24 protein-coding genes are annotated in these 24,952 nt (G+C 67.8%); 13 read left to right on the plus strand and 11 right to left on the minus strand.

Features of this window, described 5'->3' with window-relative positions:
- Positions 1-90 precede the first annotated feature (90 nt).
- Complete coding sequence (locus ACLJOU_RS38850) at positions 91-1,194, minus strand: IS630 family transposase (protein WP_410574261.1); 1,104 nt, start codon at positions 1,192-1,194, stop codon at positions 91-93.
- Between the two features lie 984 nt (positions 1,195-2,178).
- On the opposite strand from ACLJOU_RS38850, the gene ACLJOU_RS38855 reads away from it, so the two are divergent.
- Positions 2,179-2,736, plus strand: coding sequence for a hypothetical protein (locus ACLJOU_RS38855; protein WP_410574262.1), 558 nt, complete (start codon positions 2,179-2,181; stop codon positions 2,734-2,736).
- A 23-nt stretch (positions 2,737-2,759) separates the two neighbouring features.
- Here the strand turns inward: ACLJOU_RS38855 and ACLJOU_RS38860 are convergent, their stop codons facing one another.
- From ACLJOU_RS38860 to ACLJOU_RS38870, 3 genes are all read right to left on the minus strand, one after another.
- A complete protein-coding gene (locus ACLJOU_RS38860) occupies positions 2,760-2,897 on the minus strand; it encodes a hypothetical protein (protein WP_410574263.1) in 138 nt (45 codons plus the stop codon).
- 77 nt (positions 2,898-2,974) lie between these two features.
- Positions 2,975-4,918, minus strand: coding sequence for a metallophosphoesterase (locus ACLJOU_RS38865; protein WP_410574264.1), 1,944 nt, complete (start codon positions 4,916-4,918; stop codon positions 2,975-2,977).
- 179 nt (positions 4,919-5,097) lie between these two features.
- Positions 5,098-6,027: a MazG nucleotide pyrophosphohydrolase domain-containing protein gene (locus tag ACLJOU_RS38870; RefSeq protein ID WP_410574265.1), complete on the minus strand. Its 930-nt coding sequence runs from the start codon at positions 6,025-6,027 to the stop codon at positions 5,098-5,100.
- Positions 6,028-6,146: 119 nt separating this feature from the next.
- Between ACLJOU_RS38870 and ACLJOU_RS38875 the strand changes: the two genes are divergently transcribed.
- The 4 genes from ACLJOU_RS38875 to ACLJOU_RS38890 are packed head-to-tail and all read left to right on the plus strand — an operon-like array spanning position 6,147 to position 8,770.
- A complete protein-coding gene (locus tag ACLJOU_RS38875) occupies positions 6,147-6,464 on the plus strand; it encodes an acyl carrier protein (RefSeq protein WP_410574266.1) in 318 nt (105 codons plus the stop codon).
- A complete protein-coding gene (locus ACLJOU_RS38880; RefSeq protein ID WP_410574267.1) occupies positions 6,457-6,861 on the plus strand; it encodes a helix-turn-helix domain-containing protein in 405 nt (134 codons plus the stop codon). Before ACLJOU_RS38875 ends, ACLJOU_RS38880 begins: the two co-directional genes overlap by 8 nt.
- Positions 6,858-7,898 carry an ImmA/IrrE family metallo-endopeptidase gene (locus ACLJOU_RS38885; RefSeq protein WP_410574268.1) on the plus strand — a complete coding sequence of 347 codons (1,041 nt, stop codon included), beginning with the start codon at positions 6,858-6,860 and terminating at the stop codon, positions 7,896-7,898. The genes ACLJOU_RS38880 and ACLJOU_RS38885 overlap by 4 nt, the downstream gene beginning before the upstream one ends.
- Positions 7,895-8,770, plus strand: a complete 876-nt coding sequence (locus ACLJOU_RS38890) for a hypothetical protein (RefSeq protein WP_410574269.1) — start codon at positions 7,895-7,897, stop codon at positions 8,768-8,770. The genes ACLJOU_RS38885 and ACLJOU_RS38890 overlap by 4 nt, the downstream gene beginning before the upstream one ends.
- On the opposite strand, the gene ACLJOU_RS38895 is transcribed toward ACLJOU_RS38890, so the two are convergent.
- Both ACLJOU_RS38895 and ACLJOU_RS38900 read right to left on the minus strand, forming a co-directional pair.
- Positions 8,748-9,821 (minus strand): nucleotide kinase domain-containing protein, encoded by a 1,074-nt coding sequence (locus ACLJOU_RS38895; RefSeq protein WP_410574270.1) that lies wholly within the window; start codon positions 9,819-9,821, stop codon positions 8,748-8,750. The genes ACLJOU_RS38890 and ACLJOU_RS38895 overlap by 23 nt on opposite strands.
- 92 nt (positions 9,822-9,913) lie before the next feature.
- Positions 9,914-10,171: a hypothetical protein gene (locus tag ACLJOU_RS38900; RefSeq protein WP_410574271.1), complete on the minus strand. Its 258-nt coding sequence runs from the start codon at positions 10,169-10,171 to the stop codon at positions 9,914-9,916.
- A 233-nt stretch (positions 10,172-10,404) separates the two neighbouring features.
- On the opposite strand from ACLJOU_RS38900, the gene ACLJOU_RS38905 reads away from it, so the two are divergent.
- Positions 10,405-11,217 carry an HNH endonuclease gene (locus ACLJOU_RS38905; RefSeq protein WP_410574272.1) on the plus strand — a complete coding sequence of 271 codons (813 nt, stop codon included), beginning with the start codon at positions 10,405-10,407 and terminating at the stop codon, positions 11,215-11,217.
- A 999-nt stretch (positions 11,218-12,216) separates the two neighbouring features.
- On the opposite strand, the gene ACLJOU_RS38910 is transcribed toward ACLJOU_RS38905, so the two are convergent.
- Together ACLJOU_RS38910 and ACLJOU_RS38915 are read right to left on the minus strand one after the other, a co-directional pair.
- Entirely contained in the window at positions 12,217-12,555 is a 339-nt protein-coding gene (locus ACLJOU_RS38910) for a hypothetical protein (protein WP_410574273.1), read from the minus strand.
- Between the two features lie 459 nt (positions 12,556-13,014).
- Positions 13,015-14,049: a permease gene (locus ACLJOU_RS38915; RefSeq protein ID WP_410574274.1), complete on the minus strand. Its 1,035-nt coding sequence runs from the start codon at positions 14,047-14,049 to the stop codon at positions 13,015-13,017.
- Positions 14,050-14,808: 759 nt separating this feature from the next.
- On the opposite strand from ACLJOU_RS38915, the gene ACLJOU_RS38920 reads away from it, so the two are divergent.
- The 4 genes from ACLJOU_RS38920 to ACLJOU_RS38935 all read left to right on the plus strand — a co-directional run bounded on the left by ACLJOU_RS38920 (position 14,809) and on the right by ACLJOU_RS38935 (position 17,905).
- Positions 14,809-15,264: a DUF4383 domain-containing protein gene (locus ACLJOU_RS38920; RefSeq protein ID WP_410574275.1), complete on the plus strand. Its 456-nt coding sequence runs from the start codon at positions 14,809-14,811 to the stop codon at positions 15,262-15,264.
- 171 nt (positions 15,265-15,435) lie between these two features.
- Entirely contained in the window at positions 15,436-16,413 is a 978-nt protein-coding gene (locus ACLJOU_RS38925) for an FUSC family protein (protein WP_410574276.1), read from the plus strand.
- A 307-nt stretch (positions 16,414-16,720) separates the two neighbouring features.
- Positions 16,721-17,572: a manganese catalase family protein gene (locus ACLJOU_RS38930; protein ID WP_410574277.1), complete on the plus strand. Its 852-nt coding sequence runs from the start codon at positions 16,721-16,723 to the stop codon at positions 17,570-17,572.
- Positions 17,573-17,782: 210 nt separating this feature from the next.
- The gene (locus tag ACLJOU_RS38935) at positions 17,783-17,905 is read left to right on the plus strand and encodes a hypothetical protein (protein WP_410574278.1); all 123 of its coding nucleotides are present in this window, start codon (positions 17,783-17,785) and stop codon (positions 17,903-17,905) included.
- On the opposite strand, the gene ACLJOU_RS38940 is transcribed toward ACLJOU_RS38935, so the two are convergent.
- The 3 genes from ACLJOU_RS38940 to ACLJOU_RS38950 all read right to left on the minus strand — a co-directional run bounded on the left by ACLJOU_RS38940 (position 17,902) and on the right by ACLJOU_RS38950 (position 21,495).
- Positions 17,902-18,708: an inositol monophosphatase family protein gene (locus tag ACLJOU_RS38940; protein WP_410574279.1), complete on the minus strand. Its 807-nt coding sequence runs from the start codon at positions 18,706-18,708 to the stop codon at positions 17,902-17,904. The genes ACLJOU_RS38935 and ACLJOU_RS38940 overlap by 4 nt on opposite strands.
- On the minus strand, positions 18,695-19,957 hold the full coding sequence (locus ACLJOU_RS38945; RefSeq protein ID WP_410574280.1) for a hypothetical protein: 1,263 nt from the start codon (positions 19,955-19,957) through the stop codon (positions 18,695-18,697). Before ACLJOU_RS38945 ends, ACLJOU_RS38940 begins: the two co-directional genes overlap by 14 nt.
- A gap of 98 nt (positions 19,958-20,055) precedes the next feature.
- Positions 20,056-21,495 carry a mannitol dehydrogenase family protein gene (locus ACLJOU_RS38950; RefSeq protein ID WP_410574281.1) on the minus strand — a complete coding sequence of 480 codons (1,440 nt, stop codon included), beginning with the start codon at positions 21,493-21,495 and terminating at the stop codon, positions 20,056-20,058.
- Between the two features lie 531 nt (positions 21,496-22,026).
- On the opposite strand from ACLJOU_RS38950, the gene ACLJOU_RS38955 reads away from it, so the two are divergent.
- The 3 genes from ACLJOU_RS38955 to ACLJOU_RS38965 are packed head-to-tail and all read left to right on the plus strand — an operon-like array spanning position 22,027 to position 24,947.
- Complete coding sequence (locus ACLJOU_RS38955) at positions 22,027-22,740, plus strand: GAF domain-containing protein (RefSeq protein ID WP_410574282.1); 714 nt, start codon at positions 22,027-22,029, stop codon at positions 22,738-22,740.
- A 5-nt stretch (positions 22,741-22,745) separates the two neighbouring features.
- Entirely contained in the window at positions 22,746-24,173 is a 1,428-nt protein-coding gene (locus ACLJOU_RS38960) for a PP2C family protein-serine/threonine phosphatase (protein ID WP_410574283.1), read from the plus strand.
- A 48-nt stretch (positions 24,174-24,221) separates the two neighbouring features.
- The gene (locus ACLJOU_RS38965; protein ID WP_410574284.1) at positions 24,222-24,947 is read left to right on the plus strand and encodes an ANTAR domain-containing protein; all 726 of its coding nucleotides are present in this window, start codon (positions 24,222-24,224) and stop codon (positions 24,945-24,947) included.
- Positions 24,948-24,952 lie beyond the last annotated feature (5 nt).

Below are 24,952 nucleotides of genomic sequence, written 5' to 3' on the forward strand. Positions count from 1 at the left end.
CGCGCCCGATGGACGATGCGCTGGAAGCCAGTGATCAACGCCTTCGCCATCACGTTCGGTGACCGCTGGCCGGGAGCCGAGACCTACTGATCAACAACGCCGGAAACACCGATCGCGGGATAGACCCCAAAGTCGTCCGAGTTTGCTGATGATCTCTTCGGCGGTCTTGGTCCAGACGAATGGTTTGGGGTGGGCGTTCCAGTCGTCCACCCCGTTGCGCAGGTCCCGTTCCAGTGCTTGGAGGTTCTTGTGTACGCCGCGTTGCAGCAGCTGGCCGGTCAGGTAGGCGAACCAGCGCTCGACTTGGTTGAGCCAGCTGCTGTAGGTGGGAGTGTAGTGGATGTGGAATCGGGGATGCTTGTCCAGCCACCGCTTGGTTTCCGGGGTCTTGTGGGTCTGGTAGTTGTCGCAGATCAGGTGAACATCGAGGTTGCCGGGTACCTCGCGGTCGATCCGGTTGAGGAATTTGCGGAACTCGGCGGCGCGGTGGCGCCGGTGGATGGCGGTGATGACCTCGCCGGTGGCAGTGTCGAACGCGGCGAACAACGTGGTGACGCCGTGCCGGATGTAGTCGTGGGTGCGCCGCTCGGGCATGCCCGGCATCATCGGCAGTACCGGAGCCGATCGGTCCAGGGCCTGGATCTGGCTTTTCTCGTCGACGCACAGCACGATCGCACCCACGGGCGGATCCAGGTAGAGCCCGACAACGTCGACCACTTTGTCGAAGAACAACGGGTCGTTGCTGATCTTGAAGGTGTCGGCCAGGTGCGGTTTGAGGTCGAACCGGTTCCAGATCCGGCCGATCGTCGTCTTGGACAGGCCCGAGTGCTCGGCCATCGACGCCCGCGACCAGTGCGTGGCATTGCGGGGCGTCTGCTCCAGAGTCGCCACCACCACATCCTCGATCCGGTCGATGGCGATCGAGGGTGGCCGGCCCGGCCGCGGCTCGTCGCACAAGCCTTCCAGCTGCCTGGCCGCAAACCGCTTACGCCACTTGGCCACCGTCGGTCTCGACACCCCGGTCGCAGCGGCGACCGACCCGTCGGTGGCCTCCGGCTCGGCGCAGGCCAGCACAATCCGCGACCGCAGCGCCAAAGCCTGCGACGACGAGGCTCGACGCGACCACCGCACCAGCGTCCCCCGCTCGTCCTCGGTCAGCTCCAGCCGCACAGTCGGCCGTCCCATCCTCGACATGACCCAAACCTACACATTGATAACCAACTTGAGGTTCAAGACACTAGCCAGACGACACTGCCGCCGACCGCGCCGAAGCCCGTCCCCTGGCACGTGTCGACGCATCCCCGTCAGGTCGCACCATTCGAGACGGCCTCTACCGCAGGCCGCCCCGCGTCACGGCCCCGTCGATGATCTCCGCACGCACATCGCCCTCGACGTCGTACGCGAAGAAGGCCCCGGGTCGATAACCCGGGCCCCTGCTCCCCCCCTTGGACTCGAACCAAGAACCCTCCGGTTAACTGGAGGTTCTGGTCCTGAGTCGACGTCAGTCGATCTAGCTGTGATGTTTGCATTCGCTCATACTCTGATTCGGTGCCAGTCGACGTCGATCGTCACCGTTTATGGAGCATAAATGCTCCCTCGTTTGTGATCATGGAACCGAGAAGTCCTCCTCAACGTGCGGGTTCACCCCTCCGACGGGGATACCCAAACAAGGGAACCGGTTCGACCAGCAGATCCGCGCGGGTCGGCCTCCGCCGCCGCGCAGACGCCGTCGCGCCTGCCCGCCGCAATGGACTGGTCACCTGAGCACTCGACGTCAGCACCGCGACGCGACGACTCGGTTCAGCGCTGGGCCGCTTCACGAGCATGAAGCTCACTCATCCGAGTGAATCGCATCCGGGCGCGGTCTGGTCACCTGCCGCCCGCAGTATGGACGGAGACGCCCCATGAAGTCGCGATCTTGACGGCGCATGGAGGAGGCGACGAAGTGCACGATTCACCTGGGCAAGCGCGCGGACGTCGCCCTTGCTCCGTGCGGTTAGGCTCCGCCATACGAGCAGTTACGTTACAGGCCGCAACGACGATATCTGCAGTGAGACGTCCAAGTGGGTGAACGTCGCGGTGCGCGTGCCGTCGCTGAAGCGAGCGGCTGATGGCTTACCGTTGGCGCCACCACAGACGGCCGCGGAGCCGGTGGAGCTGACGGAAAGGTGATGCCGGATGTTGTCGACAGTGGAGCACACCAAGTTATTCACAGACCACATGCACGCGTTGGTCCGCGCCGGCGGGATGGTCGGCAAGTTCTGCGACCGGTCCGAGCACGCTGAGGGCCCGGTCGCCGTATTCACCGAGGTGGGCGCGATCCTTCGCGAGCAAGCGGTGAACCTGACCCAGGAACTCGGCGAGGACCTGGGCGAGTTGTACGCGCAACGGTTACACCGGGTGGAGACTCGCAGCCCTGCGTATGCGCTGGGCGAGTTCGACGGCCCAGCCGCTGTTCGCGAGGCGGCGACTTGGCGAGATTGGCAGCTCGCGCAACTGCGCCACGATCGCACCTACCACCCCGACGTGTTCGGGCTCTCGAAGTACGAACAGGTCCGGCACTTCGCCTTTCACCTGCAGTACTTGACTTGGCTGGCCGACGACGCCAGCACAACACCGGCTTTGCAGAGTTCGTACGTATCCGATCGGATTCCGGACGTCCTCTTGTTCGGCCTGAAATTCGCGACGGTCGCCGGTTACACTCTGCCGCCCGAGCCACTGACACAGCTGACCTAAGCCTGGTGTCAGCCGGTGAAGGTTCAATGCCCGAGCAGGCTGTTGACCATAGCAATGGCGCGCGTGATGTCGTCTCGGCTGCGCTGTGCCCACCTGCCACGCTGGTCGCCGACCGTGGTCCGACGCAATTGCTCCAGATACCGTTCGTTGTTTTCAGCCATCTGCCGAAGCATCCCGACCAAGGCGCTGGTTCGTTCTGCCACGCCGTAGGCAGCGGTGACGGCCTCGAGCGTATCGGCTACAACTCGGAGACCGAAGACGGGCGCCGGATCACCGTCCGGGACGGAACATCCGCCGGATACCAGTCCTCGAAAAGAGAGGACCACCATTCAGAAATGCCCGCAGGCGCGGCACTCGACGTGATGAGCGGAACACTGTATCGGATGATCGCCGGCGCGTCGTCGGCGGCGATGCGATCGACGATGGGAATACCGACCTGCGGAAGGCTCTCGGCACTGGTCGGAATCGCCGTGACAGTGGTGATCGACCCGAACTGTACCCGTTTACCGCGCCGAGCGAGGTCACGCACAATGGTCTCTTGCAACATCGCGATTTCCGCAGCGTTGATCGCCCACCAAAAGCGCATCTCCTGCTTGCGAAAATAGGCCGCGCAGTGCAAGGCACGATCTCGGATAAAGAACTGGCTGAGCACGAACGCCGGGAACCGGGCAGCCTGGTCTTCGATGGGATCAGTGGTCGGATCGATCAGCACCGCTACTCCACGGCTGCTATCCGCTTCTCGCGCAAGCATGGCGACCACGCGAGCGACTTGATCCACTCCACGCCAGTAGCTGCGCAGGCGCTGGCCGTGATTGAACTCCATCCCCGGGCCTGGTTCCCGCCGCTGCCACTGCCGAGCCATTTCCGTGAACCACTGCTCCCGGCGTTCCTGCCCCTCGTGGCCGGGAATCGGCGGAAACGTCGCCGGCAACCGCAAGGCCGAAGCTCCGTTGGCAATCCGGCACACCACCGGCCTCGCGACCGGGACGGTGTCATCGGGAAAAGCGGTCAGCAACTGCTCGTGCACTTGGTCAGCAGTGGCTCCGGTGAACTCGCCGTGCTCGGGGTCACCTCCGCCCAGCGTGAAGGTCAGGTCCGGGGCCAGGACAGACTCGGGCATGGTGGCACCGTCGTCGCAGGCCTGTACAGCGCTGAAGCCCACGTGATGCACCGTCGGGAGGGTCACATCGATGTGAACCAGCTTGGCAATCTCCCCGTCAGAACTTTGCCCCTTTCCGACGGTCCGGACGGAGCACACCACCAGGGGCCTGGCCTGGGCGGTATGACGCTGCCGAGGACTGTCCTGATAGAGGTCGGCAGTGTGCTTGTGACCATGGAGCAGCACGTCGACTCGCTGCTCGGCCAGGAACGAGCGAGTCACCGCGAGATTGAGCAAAGACTCGAACGGCTTGACCTCTTCGTCAAAGCCCACCGGGAGCAGTTGGTGGTGCATCGTGGCGACCCGGACAAGCGCGTCTCCCGCATTGGCCTCCAGCGCTTCGATACCGTACCTGCGCTGCTCGCTCCCCAAGCGAGCAAGGTCAAATGCGCCGCGGTGGTACCAGTTCTCTCGCAGCCGCCGATACGCCGGGTCGTCTCCGAAGCGCCGGTCCAGCTCCGCGACGGCCTCGGCAGTTTCGGCGTCGACCTCTTCGGCGACGCCGCAATAGTTGGCGGTGTTCAGGCCGAGGACCACCACCGTCCCGCCGCAGACCTGCATGAGCGGGTCGACCGCGCCCGGGAGCTTGCGGCCCTCGGGATCGATGTCTATCCCCTCAAGCAGTGGAGTGACGTACCCCTGCGGGCGAATTCCCTCGAGGAACCCCTGGTACCGGTCGCGGCTGGACGGCTCGGTGAACCAGGCGACGTCGTGATTGCCCGGGACAACCATGATCTGACCCGGTTCCGGCAAAGCACGGCCAAGCTCCTGAAGCGTCGGCGGTAGCAGAGCGAATCCTGCCGGGTTACCGCGGTCAGTGATGTCACCGCTGATGACGATCGCATCGAGCGTTCGATCGGCACGGCGCAACTGGGTACCCAAAGCGCGCAGGCTGCTGCGGATCAGGTTGGTTCGCCCCTGTCGGTCAGCGCGGCGAACCACATCGCGCTTGTGGTCACCGAACACTTCATCGTTGGCGCCCACCGCCAGGTGCAGGTCGGACAGGTGCAGGATCAGCGGCACCAGCGCCATCCCCTCGGTAGACGTTGTAGTTACTCTGTGCGACACACTGATGTGGCAGGTGGTCCTTAGAGTCAACGTCGCTTCACCGAGCGCGAGCGCTACATCCGACAGGAAACTAATGCTCCGATCGGGGTCCCAGCGCTCAGAGATCGCTATTCGTGATGCCGCGAGCCCGGCCTTCAGATCAGCGACGCACCGGTAGTCGGTGCCGCCGCGGCGCCGGCTACCACGTCGTGGCCTACGGCCTGGAAGACGAGAGTTCGCACAGCCAGGTCCGCGCGGACAAGTCCGCTTCCGTTGTGGGCATTGAGCTGGTTCCAGACGTCGAAACCGGCGAGGATCGCTCGTTCCCAGTCGGCGGCGGTACGCGCGCCGACCTCGAGCTGGGCGGTCGCGGTGGCGATCGAGGCAAGAACATCCCCATCGATGTGCGTGGCGCCGCGAAGGTAATCGCGCGTGGCCGCGTAAGCGAAGATGGTGGCGGTGAGACCTTCTTCGATGGCGATGGCGCGGCCACCGTCCTCGTTTTCGTCGATCATCGGATCACTGCGGCGTTTGCACCCGAGCAAGGCCCGAGTCACCGGAGACCAGCCGAGCAGGCACGCGTAGCTGAGATGAAACGCATCGTGCAGCCGGTAGCTGTCCGAGTTCCGCGAGGCGTCGGTGAGCGTGTCACCGGCCTGCTGCCCATTGCAGCGGACCGTCGTCGCGAGGACTCCGTCGGGCTTGCGGTGAGTCCGGAACTCGTACTCGATCACCGCCGGCAGCTGTTCGGCGGCCGGAAAACCCGAATCGAAGACATGCCAGTCGGAGCTCGGGATCCAGCGGCCGGCAGTCTTCGCCAGGTTGGCGGCCGCGACGTCGGCCATATCGAGGCCGAGGTCGTCGGCGAACGCGGTGAGGTGCCACAAGACGTCGCCGAGTTCCTCGCGCAGGCGCATTTTGCCCCAGCCCTGCTGTTCGCCGTCGCGCTGCGCCCGCTGGTACTGCCGGGCCAAGTCGCCGACCTGGGCGACGATGCTCAGCAGGTGGCCGGCTCCGGGAGCGACGTCCTCCGGGAGCGACTGCCGGGTGACCATGGCTTTTCGCTGGTACTGACGCAGGTGCATGGGTGTCTCCTGGAACGCCGACAACGGGGAAGATTGTCGGGATAGACGACACGTACGTCCTTGAACCCGACCTGTATCTGTCGTACCATAGGACACGATGGTCGGCAAACAGGACAGAGGTGGCCGTGGGCGACAGGGCAGTGACCCGGGACGAGGTCGAAAAGTTCATCATCGGCCTCCTGGCCGACGAGTTCGACCGGGATGCCGACGAACTTCTCGCCGAACTCGTCGAACTGTCGCCGGACATGCCCTGCGACTCCGTGATCCTTGTGGAGCTGATGACCCGCGTGTCGGCCCGCTTCGGAGTGCAGTTCGAGGCGACGTTCAGCACCGCACGGGACATGCGTTCGGTACGAGGTTTCGCGGATCGCGTTCTCGACGAGCTTGCCACCGCGTCGCCTGCCGATCAACCGGAAGGAGCTCCCACCAATGAGTGAATCATCAGACAGCGACGTGGCACCGGATCAAGGCACCACAGTCATCGACCCCGAGCAAGCCCGCCTCGGCGCCCGGCTCCGGCAAAGCCGGGAGTACCTCGGGCTGAGCCAGAAGTTCGTCGCCGACCGTACCGGCATCCCCCGATCGGCCATCTCCGATGTCGAACGTGGTGTCCGCAAGGTCGACAGCCTGGAACTGAAGAAGTTCGCCCTCGTCTACACCCGGCCAGTCGGCTACTTCCTCGATGAGAACGACGACGCCGACCCCGGCGACCACACCGTACAGGTTGTCGCTCGACGACTCGGCGGCATGAGCCGTGACGACCTTGCGAAGGTCGTCGACTACGTCGAGATGGTGGAAGTCAGGGCCCGCCTGCAGAACCAAGCGAAGCCATGAGCAAGTGGACGGCAGCGCACCGGATCGCCCAGATCGCCGCGCAGAACGCGCGCGGAGCGGCGAACCTCCGGCACGACCAGCGCGCCGACGTCATCGCCATGATCGATGCCGCAGGTGTCGAGGTGTTCGGCCAGCACAGCTCGAAGCTGTTCGGCGCCACGATCCCCGCCTCGGGCGAGCGGCCGCTGACCATCTGGCTCAACTCCAACTCCACCGCGACCGGCCAACGACACACCGCCGCCCACGAGTGGGGCCACCGGATGCTGGGTCATCCGGCCACGTGCGAACTCAAGATCGCTTCGGTCCCCGATGACGCCGAGACGGCACGGGGAACCACTGCGGACCCGGCCTGGCACGCCGCCCGAACCCTCCCCGAGGTAACCGCGGAAGCATTCGCCGCTTGGTTGCTCATGCCGCGTAGTGCACTGCGTTCGGCTTTGCGTGCCATCGGAGCGAACGGCGACGTGACTCCCGCCCAGTGTTACGCGACGTCCCTGCTGCTGGGCACTTCGTACGCTGGCACAGCGCGCCATCTGGAGACAGCGCACCTCATCGATCGGCAGGTTTCAGCGGCACTCATGCGTGTCCCGCCTGGCCGCATCAAGAAGAGCCTGGACGTGGCCGACGCTCCACCTCGCGATCCACGTGCCGACGTCTGGCGACTAGCCGAAGTAGTTGACTTCGAAGAGTTGGTCTTCGCCGAAGGCGACAGGATCGTGGTGGACGCGACAGGCACCGCTGAACTGCTCGGTGCCCAGCTGGTCGACCTCGGACTCGCGGAGCCGGTTTGGCAGTCGAGGGAACACTCGGTGCTCGTGGCGGTTGCGAAGGACATCGCGGACGAGACCGACCACAGAAGCATGACGCCTCTCTGCCACCACAACGGTGAGATCCCGGCTCGGGTGGACCGTGTCCTGAAAGGACTTTCGGACCCGTCGTCCATACCCGATCTTTCTACGATGTCCGATGAAGAGATCGATGCGTTGTACCAGACTCAGGAGCAGATTTTCCACGAGATTCAGGGAGATGGGTCATGACTGAAGCGGCCCTGCACGCAACGAACCAAGTCATCCGCCAAGCCACCACCGGAGCCGCATGGCTGAAGGTGGTCGACCTCGCAGCCGCGAACCACCCCGACCGGTTGCTGCACCTGAGATTGACGATCACCGACCCCGGCTCGGAGGACCCCCAAGTCCGTGCCGTCGTCGACGGCATGCTCACCGCTATGGGCAAACCTCCGGTACAAACCGTGGTCAACACCCTTTTCCCCGCAGTCCTCGCTCGTCTCAGCAAGGATCCCGAAGAGCTTTCATCCCGATATACCGGCATGTACAAACGAATCCAGCGCGAAGTAGGTGCCAACAACCGCGGCACCTACTTCGGCCGGCTGGTCCACTACCCCGCGCGAGACAAGCCGGTCAACCAGTTGACCAGGCTCATCGGGCAGCTCCGCCGTGACCAGAACGGCCAGAAAGCTCGCCCAGCCGCGATCTACGAGACGACTACGACCACGTCAGCCGCTGTTCCGGCCCAGGATCGCAAGCCGCTGGACGACGCGACCGACTCCTCCGCTAGGGTAGCCACCACTTCGCAGGTGTCCGTCGACGAGATGCAGGTGTACGCACCGACGCCTGACACGATCCCGATGGGGTTTCCCTGCCTGTCCCACCTCTCCTGGCAACGGATCGACGGGCATCTCCACCTGCTGGCGCAGTATCGTCATCAGTACCTCATCGAACGCGCCTACGGCAACTACCTGGCTCTCGGTCTCCTTCAGCACTACGTCGCGAATGCCGCAGGGCTGCAGGTCGGAGAACTGTCCGTCGATGCCGGGCTGGCCACCTTGGACATCACCCCGTCCGCGCTCCGAGGTCATCTGGCGCGCCTCAATCAGACGTCACTGTGGTAAGTGACCTGAGCCGGCGTACCTGATCTTCCACAGCTCGATTGATTCCCCACTTGGGCGGGAACCAGGGTGCCGGGACGGGATCCGCCGCTCGACGGTAAATCTGCTTGATCCGGGTCCGCCCCGAGATCCCGGCGATATCCGGGTGCGCGACGCGCGCGTACTTGTCGACTTCGCAGAAGAGGTTCTGACAATCGATCAGATGCAACGGCCGCCCACCCAACGTCGCGAACCGCAAGCCAAGCCGGTCGAAGTGCTCCTGCTGTGTGTCGACCATGTACGCGATGATGTCGGCTTCGATGCCCGATGCCGCGCGCCCGAAGCACTTGCGGATCCCGTCCTTCGCGCCGGGTCCGGCGACGACGAACTGGTTCTCGTCGAAGTCCACAGCACTCGTGTAGTTCAGGTCGATCGCGAACTGGAATCCGAGGAAGTCGCCGATACCCGAGTACTGGTTCAGCAGCCTGAAGACTTCTCCCAACCCAGCGGCCTGCTGCACTTTGCGAGGCAACTGGTCACGCATCATCGTCTCGAGCAGCAACAGGTGGTCATGATGCTTCCGGGGACCACCCAGCCGAGGCGGAGGTATGACGTACGCCGGCGAGTAGAGCCGTCGTCCGGCTGCCCACGCGGCATCGAGCACGGCGCGCGCCACGTCGGGTTTCCAGGTCCGCCACGTGATGGGCCCGAGTTCATCGTTCAACAAGTGCCAGGTGTCGATCTTGTTGAACAGCTTGAAGAGCAGGACTCGGAACACGACGTCTGCCGGGTCCTGGCTGCCGGCATACGCGACGTCGTGGATACAAAACTGACTGACACGGTCCGAAGCGCGGTAACAATTGGTGAACCTGTACACGCGGAGAACCTCATCGTCCGGTGCAAGATCGTCCCGATCCACCAGTCGAGAGTAGAACAGCGTCTGTCGCGCTGCAGCGAACCTCCAGTACGTGTCGAAGACCGGAGTCGGCACGAGCCGCCGGCCCGCCACGTAGACCTGCAGGCCTTCGCAGCTCGTCGACGACGTCGCTGAAGAACCGGGTTGTAGCGTGAACATGACCCCAACTTAGCCGTACCGTCCACGAACGACGTCCACGCCACGTCGGTCGACGATCACCAGTTCGGACGGATCCGCCGGAGAGCAGGATATCATCGATCTTGTGGTCGCCGGACGCTCCATCCGCCCGCGCGGGAACCGGCCGCACACCCCCGATTAACACCACCGCAACCAGAAATCAGGCCGATCGGGTTCGGCCAGCGCTGGCTGCGGGTGGCGAAGATCCCCATCTGCAGGCCCTCCCGCCGCAGCAGATACTGGGCTTGGGTCAGCGACCACGGCACGTCGGGGCGATCCAGCCAGGTCAGGAGCCAGGCATAGTCGAACCCGTCCTGTCGAACCGCGAACACGGAGACCGCTCGGTCGAAGATGAACGAGAACGCCTGTATGCCTGGGTGGAGGTGGGTCCGCCGGTATGCAAGTCCAGCGTCTGCGACCGCCGGTAGGGGTTCGGCGTGCCGGCCACAGGAAGACGGGTCGATTCACCCAAGTGAGCGGACCGAAAGACTTCGGCGTCAGGCAAGCCAGCTGGCAGCGTCGGGAGCCCTCACCGGCCGAGCCACGCCTACGGCATCATGCTCGGGTGAGCATCAGCGACAAGGATCGCAAGATCCTCTGGGGGCGTTCCGGCAACCGTTGTGCGTTGTGCCGCCGTGCGCTCGTCGCGGAGCGGACACCGCTCGACCGAGAGGCTGTCATCGGCGACGAGGCACACATCGCAGCACGTTCGCCCGGCGGCTCACGCTACGGCGAGTGTCCCTCCGAGGCGACCGACAGTTACGAGAACCTGATCCTGTTGTGCCGAAGCGACCACAAGAAGGTCGATGACCAGCCAGAACACTACACAGCCGCGCACCTCAGGCGACTTAAGGAAGACCACGAAGCGTGGATCGAACGGACCCTCAGTGACGTCCAAGCTCCGATTCGGTTCGAGGTCGACGCAGACAACCTCGTCTTCCGCGTTCGTCCGATGATTACCGGTGGCCACGTCTGGGACATCGTCAGCGGGGCTGACCGGTTCTATCTTGAAGATCTCGACGAAGATGGGGCAAGTTCAGACGACCTCGATTGCTCCGCGACGTTCCTGCAGAACGCCAAGGACTGGGGCGAAGTCAGCAGCGACGTCAACGACCAGGGTATGCAGGCGATTCGCCAAGCCAAGAGGTCGCTCGCGAGCGACCTGGAAGCGTTGCGAGACAGAGGCTTCCTCGTCTTCGGCGGCCAACGGCACGGACAAATCACCGGCGGCGTTCTCCCGCCAACCCCCTTCACTGATGCCTACCTGATTGTCCTCCGTATCGGTGACAAGCGCCTCCAGCACGGCGAGCAGGCAGTCGGCGCTCCGGGGCCGCCAGACGACCGGGCCCGGACTCCTCAGCGGACGCCGCCGGAGTAGGAGCCCGCGGAGGCACACAGCGCACGCTCCAACCGAAGTTGGCCACGTCCTACAGACCTGTATTCGCGCCCCATCACCGGGACTCGAACCTGAAGCCTCCCGGTTAACTGGAGGTTCTAGCCGTGGGTCGACGTCAGTCGATCCAGCTGGGATGTTTGCATTCGCTCATGCCCTGATTCGGCGTCAATCGACGTCGGTCGACGCCGTTTATAGAGCGTAAATGCCCCCTCGTTTGTGATCACCGATCCCAAGAAGGCCTGCGCGCGGCTTCCGTAACTCGGCGAGTCACCTAACGCTACACGTTCCGAACCAGCACCTGAACGCGACATCCGGGCACAAGCGCACCCCAGCACAAAGCTCGCCTAACCACAAGACTCCACCAGCCCTGTGGGCCACGTAGGTTGCCGACCTGCTGAGGTATCGACTCCGTAGCGGTTTTCGGCAGCGGGCTTCGCACGGCGGCGGTGCAGCCTGGCGTAGGCGGCACCGCAGTGCGCACACGCGGTGGTTGGCGGGCATGTCGCGGCGTCAGGGTCAGGCACGCTCCATTCGCCGCACCCACGCGATACTCTTCTCCTCGAGAATTTTCGAGAGGGCGAATTCCCACGGATGCGAGGCGAACCCGGAGCATGCTGACTTCCGGTTCTTCCTGGTACACAGCGTTCTGCAAGGGTCTTTCGGCTCGCGCCGTGCCGATCTGGCTTTGCCGCAGCCGCAGATGTTGAAGCGCCAGATTTTCTCTTCACCTCCAAGACGATCAGGTCATGACCCGAATCGGCCGGGTCTCGAGGTGTCGAGCGCAACCCTGTCTTCGTAGCGTAGGCATGCCAGTAGTAGCGCTCCCGGAAACGCAAATATACGCAGCGCGCAGTCGCCTGACAGCGAGCAGATCGCCAGACGACTGCGCGTTTAGCGTTGAATCATGCGATCACGTACTATCGCAGTTCGAGTTCGCGAAATTTCGGTGGACGGTCGACGGTGGCTGTCGCCTTGATCGAGTCAGCGCTCGTCGGCGCTGCGCTGGCGAGCGCCCGCCTTGGCCAAGCCCCGACTGATCATATAGCCAATGGCGAGAAAGGTGATGTAGCGGATTGCCTGTTCGGCGTTGAACGGATCGCCGCCCGTGCTGGCGTCACCGTCGACTGTCAGTGCCGTGATGATGATCGCAACGACTCCAGCGAGGAAGACGAAGAATTCGGTCGTCTTGAAGCTCGGCTTGGTCTCCGCCGCTGCGGAGCGGGCCGGGCCGACTGGTCCGGCCGTCCTGCCGACCACCGGACCGTCGTGTACGGGTTGCCCACCGGAAACGGGACTGGCGGGGCGTGCTGCACTCGTCATGATTGCTCTCCTTTCAAACGGGCTGCCGTCGTCCGTTCCTGTCGGACAACAGTTACCCGGTCGTCGAATACATAAACTTGAGTTGAATAAATCACACTGAAGTCGAGACGCGCGATCTCCGCGCACATCGGTTCATCTTTCCACCTTCAGAGAGGGCGATTTTGCGCGAGTTGTTCCACGCGGAGCCCGACGTATCGACCACCGAAAAACACGGTGACCGTCCGAATGTAGACATTAGTCTTAGAATTCTTCGCGGCCGAAGTATGACCGCGCCGCTGTCGCGGGAGTCCCACCGCGCGCCTTCCAGCACCGGAGCGGTGAACAGGTCCAACTCACCAGAGACCTCCACAACACCGAGCCATCCGCGGGCTGGTGCATTCTTACAATCGGCAGCTCCTGCGGGCCAAGCCACTACCGTCAACCGTTGCAAGCTCCGGGCTCCACGCGAACAGGTGGCGATCAGGCCAGGACGGCGAGCAGGCCACCACAGGCAACTCCCAACGCAATTACCGCGGCGCTCAGAGCCAGCAGGACTCGCTTCGGGACCGAGCGGCCGACCATGACCAGGGACGGCAGGCTGAGCGCGGGCAGCGTCAGCAGCAACGCCCCGGCCAGCCCTGGCCCGGCACCCGCCGCGAGCAGCCCCAGCACGATCGGCACCTCACCGGCGGTCGGCACCACGAACAGCGTCCCGAGCACTGCCGCCAGGAGGATGACCGGCCACGGCCCGGCGGTGCCGTGGGCGAACCAGGGGCGGGCGGCGCCCACTGCCAGGACCACGAGGAGGTACTCCGGGACCAGTGTGACGGCCAGGACGCCCAGCCGTCGCATGAACCTGATGACGACCGAAGCCGGTTCGAAGCCTGGGTTCGGCGCCAACGGAACCGGCACGGCGTCCGCAGCCCCGAGGCGGGCGACCAGCGGCACGATGAGGAACACGAGGACCACGCCCGCGACCACCCGCAGAGCCACCCAAGGCCAGGGCAACAGCACGGCGAGGAAGACGAGCACCGCCGGGTTCAACACCGGATTGCCCACCCAGAAGGCCAAAGCGGGCCCGGGCGCCACCCCGCACCGCCGCAGGGAAACCGTGATCGGAGCGGTGCAGCAAGTGCACATCATCGACGGCAACGCGAGCACGCCGCCCGCCCACGCACCACGGCCCGCCGGAAACGCCCGGCGGATCCACGCCGAGGGCACGAGAGCCTCCATCGCGGCCGCGATAACCAGCGCCGCCACGAGAGCCACCCAAACCGAACCGAAGTAACCCACCGTGAACGACCACGCCGCCTGCCACGACGGTCCCGGCGCCGACCCCAGCGGCAGCGACGCTCGACCGGCGAACTTCCCGGTCGTCAGGACGCCGGCCACTTTTCCGGCGTAGGGCCACCACTTCGCCCAGCAGAGCGCCCCCACGACCACGACGAGGAAGATCGCGGTTCCGACCACGGCCGACCGGGATGAGCCCGAGGCCGCTGGCGCGTCCGCGCTCACCGGAACCTCCATCGAACAACCGCGACGACCTGGACCGGAGCGGAAACCGGCACCGCGGCGCGGTGGTGTTCTCGACCGGGACTGCCGCCGTGCCGACCCCCGAAGCTGAGCGAGGTTGCCGGTGGACGGACCCGGTCATCTCTGCCTCCTGCCCGCTCGATTCCACCGCGAGTACCCGGCTGTCGCCTCGGCAACCGCGCCGACAACGCATACCGGATCCGAAACCTGGACAGCGGTTTGCCGACATCCCTGCACGCAGGGAAACGACCGGCAAACCGACACACGCGCCCGCCTGCTCGGCCATCCGGGGGAGGTCGTCGGCTGGGTCGTTTCCCCCTTGGTCGCCGGGGAACCGTCCGGTGATGCACCCGCGGTTGTGGCGCGGCCAAGCGGACGGAAATCGTTGAGCACAGCTGGCGACTCCGGATCGAGCGGGAGCCGGTTCGCGAACGCTGGATAGTGCGGCCTCAGGGACGGGGAAGTTGCGCTCTTCGTGGCGCACCTGCATCTGCTCGATGTCCGGGCTGCGGTGCACCGCGTCGGTCGTCACTTCCCTTCACCGGTTACTCCGGCCTCGCGGCCGATCGAAGGCGACTACCCGCCGCCTGCACCCCTACCCGTCGATCGACGCGCCTGGCGAGCGGGCGCGTCGATGGCTTCGGGATTAGCGGATCAGGGCCGGGGTATGCCGGTCGCCACAGCGCCGGCCGCCGCGCGAGCCAATCCCGGTTCGTCCGGCGGCGCGCGGAAGGGGAAGTCATGTCGACAGCCACACCCTCGCGCACCCGGACGCCGGTGCAGGTGGCCGCCGGAGTCGTCTCGGTGGTCTTCCTCCTGGTCGGGGTGCTCGGCTTCATCCCGGGCGTCACCACCGACTACGACCGGCTGGGCTTCGCCGGACACGATTCGATGGCCATGTTGCTGGGCGTGTTCATGGTGTCGGTGCTGCACAACATCGTGCACCTGCTGTTCGGGATCGTCGGGCTCGCCGCGGCGCGCACCGCCCGCGGGGCGAAGCTGTTCCTGATCGTCGGCGGGGCCGTCTACCTCGTCCTGTGGCTCTACGGGTTGCTGATCGACCACGGCAGCGACGCCAACTTCGTGCCGCTCAACACCGCGGACAACTGGCTGCACCTCGTCCTGGGTGTCGGCATGATCGGACTCGGCCTGCTCACCTCACGCGCCGATGCGCGAACGCGACCCGCACGCGGCTAGCCACCACGCACCGCGTGGTCACCGAGGACGCCGGCGGTTGACCGCCACCGGCCGTCGGCGTCCCGCTCCCGCTTGCCGCGCCGCGGGTAACCGATGACGCCGCGATGGTGTGCACGACTGCGAGCGATGGCCCGGTCGGCCGCCGGGCGGTTCCGGCGGGCGCGGTGGGCCGTGGCGCAGACCGCTGTCGCGGTGAGCGTTTCCTGGTTCATCGCGCACGACGTGCTCGGTCACCCTCAACCCTTCTTCGCGCCGATCGCCGCTGCGGTCTCGCTGTCGGCCAGCGACGTCCTGCGGGGCCAGCGTGCCGTGCAGCTCATGAGCGGGGTCGCACTGGGCATCGTCCTGGGCACGGCGGTCGAAGCCGTGGCCGGCACGAGCGCCCCGGCCTTCGCGCTCGCCGCGCTCGTGGCGATGTACGGCGCGCTCGCCTTCGGCGGCGGCCCGTTCGGCCAGGGCCTGATGTTCGTCAACCAGACCGCCGCGTCGGCAATCCTGATCCTCGCGCTGCACCGACCGGGATCCGGCACCGAACGGCTGGTGGACGCACTCATCGGCGGCGGCGTGGTGGTGGTGATCGGAGTCCTGCTGGTGCCCGCCGACCCGCACCGGCTGCTCGGGGAAGCCACCCGGAGCTTGTTCGGCGAACTGCGGGACGCGCTGAGTGGCCTCCAGCTCGAGGGCCCTGCCTCGGCCGGCGACGGTGTCGACCGGGAATTGGCGGCGGGGCAACGAATCCATGCGCGGCTGGCCGCGCTCACCCAGGCCCGCGGAACCGCGCGGCAGGTGGTCCTCATCGCCCCGCGTCGCTGGAAGTCGCGGGCGAGCGTCCACCGCGCCATCGCCCGCAGCCGGCACTTGACGTTGCAGGCCAACGCCGTACTCAGCCTGGTGCGCGTCACCCGGGCCGCCGTCGACGCGGGAGAGGAGCTCCCGCGTCCCCTGGGCGAGGCGGTCGCCGAACTCGCACGGGCCTGCGACGTCTTGGCGGGCAACGGCAGCCGGGACCTCGCGATCGCGGCCGCCACGCGAGCCCGCAACCTGCTCGACCCCGCACAGCACGACGGCCCCGGCTACCGCGGCCCGGCGGTCTACGCGACGCGGGCCTGCGCACGCGACCTCCTCGCCGCGGTCGGACCGGGAGGCTGATCGACGCCTAGGTTCGCCCATGCCGGCTTTCACACCGGACCCGGGAGACCATGGCGGTGCTCGCCACCGCCTCGGCCCCGGTTCTGCGCGCGCTCCGCTTCGGCCACCTCACCGGGATGGCGGGCGTGCTGCAGAGTCAGCCAGGCGTGGGTGGCCGAAAATATTGTGCGGTGCCGGCGATGCCGTCGCGATGGGCTACGACCGGATCGACGGGTGAGGCGCGGTTAGCCGCGCGCCGACCGGGAACGCGCCACGCACGCGCCGGACCACTCCGGCGGTGCCAACCCGGACGACGGAAGGAATTGTCGTGTTCCGTCACACGAAGCTGCTGCAGTTCGAAGCCAAGCCCGAAAAGCCGGACGCCGTCTACGCCCGCAAGCTCCAGGAACTCATCGGCGGCGCCTTCGGTGAGATGACCGTGACGATGCAGTACCTGTTCCAAGGCTGGAACTGCCGCATCGAAGGCAAGTACAAAGACCTGATCATGGACACCGCGACCGAAGAAATCGGCCACGTCGAAATGCTCGCCACCATGGTCGCCCGCCTGCTCGAAGGCGCCCCCTCGACCGTCACCGCCGAGGCCGTCAAGGACCCGGTGATGGCTGCCATGATCGGCGGGATGGACGTCCAGCAGGCGATCGTCGGCGGCGGCGGGGCGCTGCCCGCCGACAGCAACGGCTACCCCTGGAACGGCAAGTTCATCGTCGCCTCCGGGAACCTGCTGGCCGACTTCCGCGCGAATGTTGCCGCGGAGGCCCAGGGCCGGCTGCAGACCGCGCGGCTGTACAACATGACCGACGACCCCGGCGTCAAGGCGATGCTCCGGTTCAACCTCGCCCGCGACACCGTCCACCAGAAGCAGTGGCTGGCCGCGATCGAAGAGCTCAAGGCCGACGGTCTCGAGGGAGACGTCGCCCCCAGCGCGCTGTTCGACGAAGAGAACCAGACCCACAACAAGACGATTTGGCACCTCTCCGACGGCCCCGACGGCGCCAAGGGCACCAGCTGGACCACCGACGCGGGCATCGAGTACCTGATGGACCCCGAAGCCCTGGGCGGGCCGGGCACCGCTCCGGCACCCGATCCTGCGCTGTTCGGTACCTACGCGCCGCTGAAGGACGCGGAAGGCACCGCGAAGGGCGCCACCAAGGCGCTTTGACCGCTTCGGTGCGGGACCGGTGATCCTGACCGGTCCCGCACCGCGGTATTCCACGAGCAACCGAGGCCGATGGTCAGCGGGATGAGCGGGAACGATGGCGGGTGCGTGGCTGTTGGGCGACCACGCCGGCGGTGACACCACAAGAACAGCGCGGAAAACCGTGCTGGTCGCGGTGCGTGACGAAGAGGCCGTGGGGCATCCGATACGGACTTGTCGCTGGCCGAGCTGCGGCGGCTCGCCGACACCGACGGGCTGGAGGTCGTCGAAGCCGTCGTGCACCGTCTGCGCATCAAACTGGCGACGTGGGCGCGACGGCGGGGAGCGGTGAACTAACGCTCGGTTCCTCGCCAGGGCGCGGTCAAGAGGCTTCTGATGGCGTGCCACAGCGGGTCGGCGGCGGCCAGGACGTCGCCGCCGGGCGGCCAGGTGCCGGAGACCGGGCCGCCGAGGTCGCCAGTCGTCCCGCCGGCCTCCTGGACCAGGAGGATGCCGGCGGCGCAGTCCCACGGTTGGAGCCCCGGAGCCCACAGCGCGTCGGCCCGGCCGGTGGCGACTTGGGCGAGGGCCGCGGCCGCGCTGCCGCCGCGGCGCAGGTCGCGCACCTGCGGCAGCAACACGTCGATCACCCGCCCGCTCAGCGCGCGCTGGTCGGGGCGGCCGAAGTTCAGCTCGACCAGCGCCCGTGAGAGGTCGTCCTGCCGCAGCGCCGGGACCGGTACCCCGTCCGCCCGGGTGCCACCGCCGAGGCGGGCCTCGGTGGCCCGGCCGAGCATCGGTTCGAGCACCACGCCGGCCAGCAGGGTGCCGTCGGTGGCGTCCGCGGCGGCGACGCTCACCGCCCAGTCCGGGCGCCCGTAGAGGTAGTTCGTGGTCCCGTCGATCGGATCGACGATCCAGCGCACTCGCCCGGCACCGTCGGTGACGCCCGCCTCTTCGCCGAGGACGGCATCGTGCGGACGATGGCGGGCCAGCACCGCCGTGATGACCCGTTCGGTGTCGCGGTCGGCCTGGCTGACCAGGTCGTCCGAGGCCGCCTTCTCCTCGACGACGAGTTCGCGGGAGCGCCAGGCCATCGCCGTGCGCGCGCCCTCCCCCGCCGCCTCGCGGGCCACCGTCAGGAGCTCATCGGGATTCACGGAGGCCCCCACCGCGCAGCGCATCCCAGGTGGCTTCACCGACCACGGCGTGGGCGAGCGGCGCGAGCATGGCCGCCGCAGCGGTCCGGACGTGCCGCATCCCGGTCCCGATCGTCTCCGGCCGCTGGCCGGCGAAGACGAGGAAGGCGCCGAGCACCGCGAGCCAGGGCAGCACGGCGGCCACCGGCCGCGGCGCCCACTCCGCGTCGAACACCCACCACTGCACCACCGCACCGGCGAGCACGATGGCCATTCGCCAGCGCGGCAGCAGCACCACCGCGCCCGCGCCCGCGCCGCCGAGCACCCCGGCCAAGACGGCCTGCGCGACCGGCGCCGGCCCGGTGAGCAACCGTCCGGCCGGGCCGGCGGCCGCACCGGCCAGCACCAGCGCCAGGTTCCACGGCGCTGTCACCGGGGTCCGCTCACGCAGGGCCGCCCAGCCGGCCGGGTCGGTCGCGGCCGTCCGGGTCGGCAGCCAGCGGACCAAGGCCAGCAGGTGCTCCCGCGCCTGTTCCGCCCGGGCGGTCCAGACCAGCCGACCGTTCTCGATCCGGGCGAACGCGGTGGCTTCCAGGGCCCACCGGCTGGTCACGAACGCCCCGCCGAACGCCCACAGCGTCACCGCGGAAGCGACGAGGGCCGCGGGGTGCGCTCCGGCCGCCAGCACCAGCCCGGTCATCCCGCGCAAGGCGTAGCCGGCGCCCACAACGATCCACAGGGCGACCAGCCTGGGCCGTGGGGCCGGCGGCACCTGCCCGGTGCGGCCGGTGCCCGCGCGCAGGGCTTCGTAGACGACGGCAATGCCGAACACACCGACGGTGATGGCGGTGAGCACGCCACCGAGGTGCAGGCCGGGCAGCAGCAGGCCCAGCCCGGCGACGGCGGCCAGCCGGGCCAGGGCCACGGCACAGCTCGCGGTCACGTGCGCCCGGACGCGGTCGAGCGGCCCCGGCAGCCGGCCGCGTTCACCGGGGTGGTGCTGGTCGGCGACGAAGCCGCGCACGTCGTTCCACTGGTATCGCGCCGGGTACACCAGCAGCTCCAGCGCGATCCACGCCACGACGGCCCGCAGCACCGCGTCCCGGTCGACCCCGCCGGCCGCCAGCGCGCCCAGCACGAAACCGGCCGGCATGAGGAGGGCTTTCACCAGGTCCCCCGGACGCGGCAGGAGCAGATAGCCCAACAGGGTGCGGCGGCCCGGGACCGGCCGGGGCGCCGCATCGCGGACCGGGACCGGGACCGCGGCCACGCTGAGGCGCGTGATCCCCCGTGCCGACGGGGTCTGCGCGGGCCGGCTCACTTCGGTGTTCCGGCGGTGCCGGCGTCGGCCATGGCTCTCCCTCGCCTTCAACGGCTCGCGGGCAGGGACTGGAGGCCGCTGACGACCCCGTCACTGTCCAAATTGGTCAGGAACCGCCGGAGGTCGGCGACGCACTCTTCGTCTTCGGCCAGGTCTCCGAAGACGTCGGTGAACTCCAGCAAGGGCAGCGGATCGTCACCTCCTCGCTCGGCCGCGGCCCGCAGCTCGTCCGCCCGGGCGTCCTGTACTTCGATCGGCTCGCCGTCGAGGTCGGTGCCGCGCAGGTACCGCAGCCACGCGGCCACGGCGAAGGTGAGCCGTGCGCGGGGAAGACCACGGCGACGAGCGTCGTGCAGCGAGGGCAGCAGGTAGTCCGGCATCTTCGTGGACCCGCGGCGGCACAGCCGGCTCAGCCGGTCGCCGATCGCCGGGTTGCGGAACCGCTCCAGCAAGGTGGCGCAGTAGGCGTCCGGCTCCATGCCCGGGATGTCGGCCGGGAGTAGCGGGGCGATCTCCTCGCGCATCAGCCGAGCCACGTACGCGGCCACGGCCGGGTCGCTCATCGCCTCGTCGGTGCTGCGATGCCCGGCCAGGTAGCCGACGTAACCGAGGGCGCAGTGGGTGCCGTTGAGCAGCCTGCTCTTGATCAGCTTGTACGGCGCCACGTCCGGCACGAACCGCACGCCCACCCGGTCCAGCGGCGGCCGGTCGTTGCCGAACGCGTCCTCGACCACCCACTGGGTGAACGGCTCGGTGATCACCGGCCACCGGTCCTCGACGCGGAATTCGCGCTCGACCTCCTCGCGGTCCTCCGGCGTGGTCGCCGGGGTGATGCGGTCGACCATGCTGCCGGGGAAGGTGACCCGCTCGGCGACCCAGTCCGCGAGCTCCCGATCGCGCCGCCGGGCCAGTGTCAGCACGGCGTCCTTCGCGGCCGCGGCGGAGTCGGGCAGGTTGTCGCACGACAGGACGGTGAACGGCGCGTCGTTGGCGCGGCGGCGGACTTCCAGGGCGTCGACCAGCACTCCGAAGACCGAGTCACGCGCCTGCCCAGGGTCGTCGGGCACCGCGTAACCGTCGGCGGTGATCGTCAGCGTCACCAGCCGGATCTCCGGATCGGCCAGCCGCCGTCGCACCGCGTCCGGGTCCTCGGGCAGCAGGAGGTACTCGACCATGCTGCCGACCACCCGGGCCTCGCTGTCCCCCGAACCCCGCTGCACCACGGTGAACAGGTTGTCCTGCGCGCCCAGCACCTCACCCATCTCGGGGTGTCTCATCCCGACGCCAATGACGCCCCAGTGGGTGAAGCCCAGTTCGGCCAGTTCGTCGAAGTACACCGCCTGGTGGGCGCGGTGGAACCCACCGACGCCGAAGTGGACGACCGCGGGCCGCAGCCGTGAGCGGTCGTAGGCGGGCACAGCCAGCCGGGCGCTCCCGTGGTCGAAGGCGTGGTCGGAAACCGGTGCCGCGGCGAGATTGTCGGTCATGAGAGAGTCCTCATCGGTCATACGGCCGTGCCCGGCCGTCGTCGAGACGGGAGTGGCACCTTTTTGACCGCCCACCGAAAACACGAACCCGGTTCCGTCGAACGGATCCCGAGGTCGGACGCCGAATACCTCCGTCCCGTGCGGACAAACGCCCCGATCGGGTCCGATGGTCGGCCGGCACGGATCAGAAGTGGTATTCGACGTCTGCAAAGGAATCCGCGGTGAGGACGTAGCAGAACCGCAATGGGATCTCCGCGGGGTGGTGGTGGCGGGTGCGGAGGGCACCTCCCGGCGGGAGTTCGGCGAGACCGGACGTCGGCCGTTGTCGAAGTGGTGTCGCCGCTGAACAGCGTGCGCCAGGCGATCGTCCCGCGTTCCGAGTCGTCCCACCCCTAGGCGGAGCCTCCGCCATGTCTCGCACGAGCACCGTGTCGGCCATCGGAAACGGCGACGACGAAAGGGGTAAGGACGCGTTGCCCGGGTAGCCGGGCGAGGGGGAACCTTCCCGGTTACCCGGAACGGGGGACGACTGTGACGACCGAACTGCCGCTGGCCGACGAATTGGCCGTGGTCATGGCCCGGATGTCCGGCCTGCTCCTCACCTGGGACACCGTCGAGCCGGCCCTGCACATCGCCGCCGTGTTCGCCGCGGAGGCGATCCCGTCGTCGGTCGGAGCCGGCGTCAGCCTGCTCGAAGGACGGCGGCGAACCACCGCGGCGGCCTCGGACGAGGTGGTGCGCGAAGCCGACGATCTGCAGTACGCGCTCGGCGAAGGGCCTTGCCTCTCCGCCTGCGCCGACCGCGAGGTGCGGAGAGTCGGCGACGTGCGCACCGATCCGCGCTGGCCGCGGTGGGGACCTGCCGCGGCGGGGATGGGGATGCGCGCGGCCCTCAGCGCGCCGCTGCTTGCGCAGGAGGTATGCGTCGGAGCGGTGAAGGTCTACGCCCGCGAACCCGGTGCTTTCTCCGTCCGGGACGAACGGCTGCTCACGCTGTTCGCCGGCCAGGCGGGCGTGCTCCTCGCGCACGTGCGGTCCCGCGAGGAAACCCACCGGACGAGCGCACGGTTCAAGGACGTCCTGCGCAGCCGGGACGTGCTCAACATGGCGAAGGGGGCGCTCATGGAACGGGAGAACATCACCGAAGACGCGGCGTTCGGCATGCTGCTCAGCCTGGCCAAGGCGCGGAGCCAGGACGCCGCCGAGGTGGCTGCGGCGATGATCGCGCGGCACGGGGGACGCTGAGGTCCATGGCGGCGACGGAAGAAGAACAGCGGCACCGGCTCGTCCGGTGCTTCCAGCACGCTGATCTTACGCTGGAACAGCTGTGGATGCGCTACTTCGCCTTGGGCGGCGACGTGGACCTGTTCGAACTCGACGCCTACCTCAACGGAGCGATGCCGCTTCCCGGGGTGCAGCGCGACATGCTGGCCCACGCCGTCAACGAACGCCTCGACGAACTCCTCGGCCGCGACCGGGTGCCCTACAGCCGCCCGGTCCGCCAGGCCCACCCCGTCAGCGGACCGCTTGCCGCGCTCGTGGACCTGCTGGAAGGCGCCCACCGCGCACCCCCGGAACGCCTGCCGTCCCTCTTGGACGCCGCCGGGCGCGCCCTCGGCCTGCGGGTCGGCGTCTACCTCGCCGACTACACCCAGCAGACCCTCGTGCCGGTGCGCGGCGGCCGAGGGCCCCTTGAAATCGACTCCACCCCGGCCGGCCGGGCCTTCCGAGCCGGCGACGTGGTCCTCACCGGCGAGGCGGAAGACGTCCGGCTCTGGGCCCCGCTCCTGGACGGGGTGGAACGGCTGGGCGTGCTCGAGGCGCAACCCATCGACGGCACCGATCCACGCGACCCCCTCCTGCGCGACCAGTGCCGGTGGCTGGCCTACCTGTTCGGCCACCTGGTCACCATCACCACCCACTACGGCGACGGGCTCGACCGCATCCGGCGGCGCGAACACCGCGGACCGGCCACCGAGCTGCTCTGGGCCGCGCTGCCGCCGTTGACGGCCGCGACGGACACGGTCACCATCGCCGCGGCGACCGAACCCGCCTACGACATCACCAGCGACGTGTTCGACTACGCCCTTTCCGAGACGTCGGTGTCCTTCGCGATCTTCGACGCCGGCAGCCACGATTCCGCCGGCACCCTGGCCGCGGCCATCGCCCTTTCCGCTTACCGGGCGGCCCGCCACGACGGACTCGGACTCGAAGAGCAGGCGCGTGCCGTGGACGAAGCACTCGGTGGTGCGACCGTCTCCGGGGTGATCGGCCGGTTCGACGCCGGCACCGGGCGACTCGCGCACGTGACCGCCGGGCACCCGCCGCCGGTGCTGCTCCGGAACGGCACCACGGCCGAACTCCCGGCAGCCGACCCGGCCCCGCCGTTCGGCCGGCGAACGGACCGGCTGACGGCCGAGCACCCGTTGCAGCGCGGCGACGTCGTGGCGCTCTACACCGATGGCATCAGCGGCGCCCGCGACTGCGACGGTCGCACCTTCGGACTCCCCGGGCTGGCGCGGGTACTCGAGCGGGAGAGCCCTGCCCGGCTGCTGCCCGAAGCAGCACGACGGATCACCCAGGCGGTGGCGGCCCATCAGAACGGCGATCTGGCCGACGACGCCACCGTTCTGCTGCTACGCCCTTTCGGCGACGGGAGGTCCTCCGGATGGTTCTGACCGGCTGTCCCGGCACGACCGGTCCACACGACGGAAGGGAGATTCACCATGACACCGGCTGAACCGCGGTCGTGGCCGCGAGTCATCGACGAGGTCACCAGCGCGCTCAAGTCCCTAACGTCGGTCCTGGACACCGAGGACGAGTTCCCGCAGCTGCTGGAACAGACGTGCCGCCAGGTGGTCGCCGCGGTGCCCGGCGCCGACGAGGCGACCGTCACCCTGTTGCGCGACGGGAAGCCGCACACCGCCGCGGCCACTAGCGAGCTCATCGCCCACATGGACCGCGATCAGTACCGCGACGGCGGCCCCTGCCTGGAAGCGGCCCGCCACGGCCACGTCGAACGCGTCTCGATCGAACAGGCCCGCGAGCGGTGGCCGCAGTTCGCCGCCCACGCCCACGAAGCCGGGTTCGACAGCTACTTGTCCGCGCCGCTGATCATCGACGACGAGAACGCCGGCGGGATCAACTGCTACGGCACCCACGCCGCCGGCTTCGCCGAACTCGACGTCGGGCTGCTCGAGCTCTACACCGCCGCGGCCGAAGGAATCCTGCGCGTCCACCGCCGCTACCGCGACGCCACCGAACTCGCCGCGAACCTGCGCACTGTCCTGACCTCCCGAGCCGTCATCGACCAGGCCAAGGGCATCCTCATGGCCATCCGCCAGATCGACGCCGACGAGGCGTTCACCCTGCTGGTCGAGCAGTCCCAGCGCGAAAACGTCAAGCTGCGCGAAGTCGCCGAACGCTTCGTCGCCCACGTCGTCCGGTCGTGACCGCC

The sequence above is a fragment of the Amycolatopsis sp. cmx-4-61 genome (genome assembly GCF_046548775.1).
Classification (GTDB): Bacteria; Actinomycetota; Actinomycetes; order Mycobacteriales; family Pseudonocardiaceae; genus Amycolatopsis.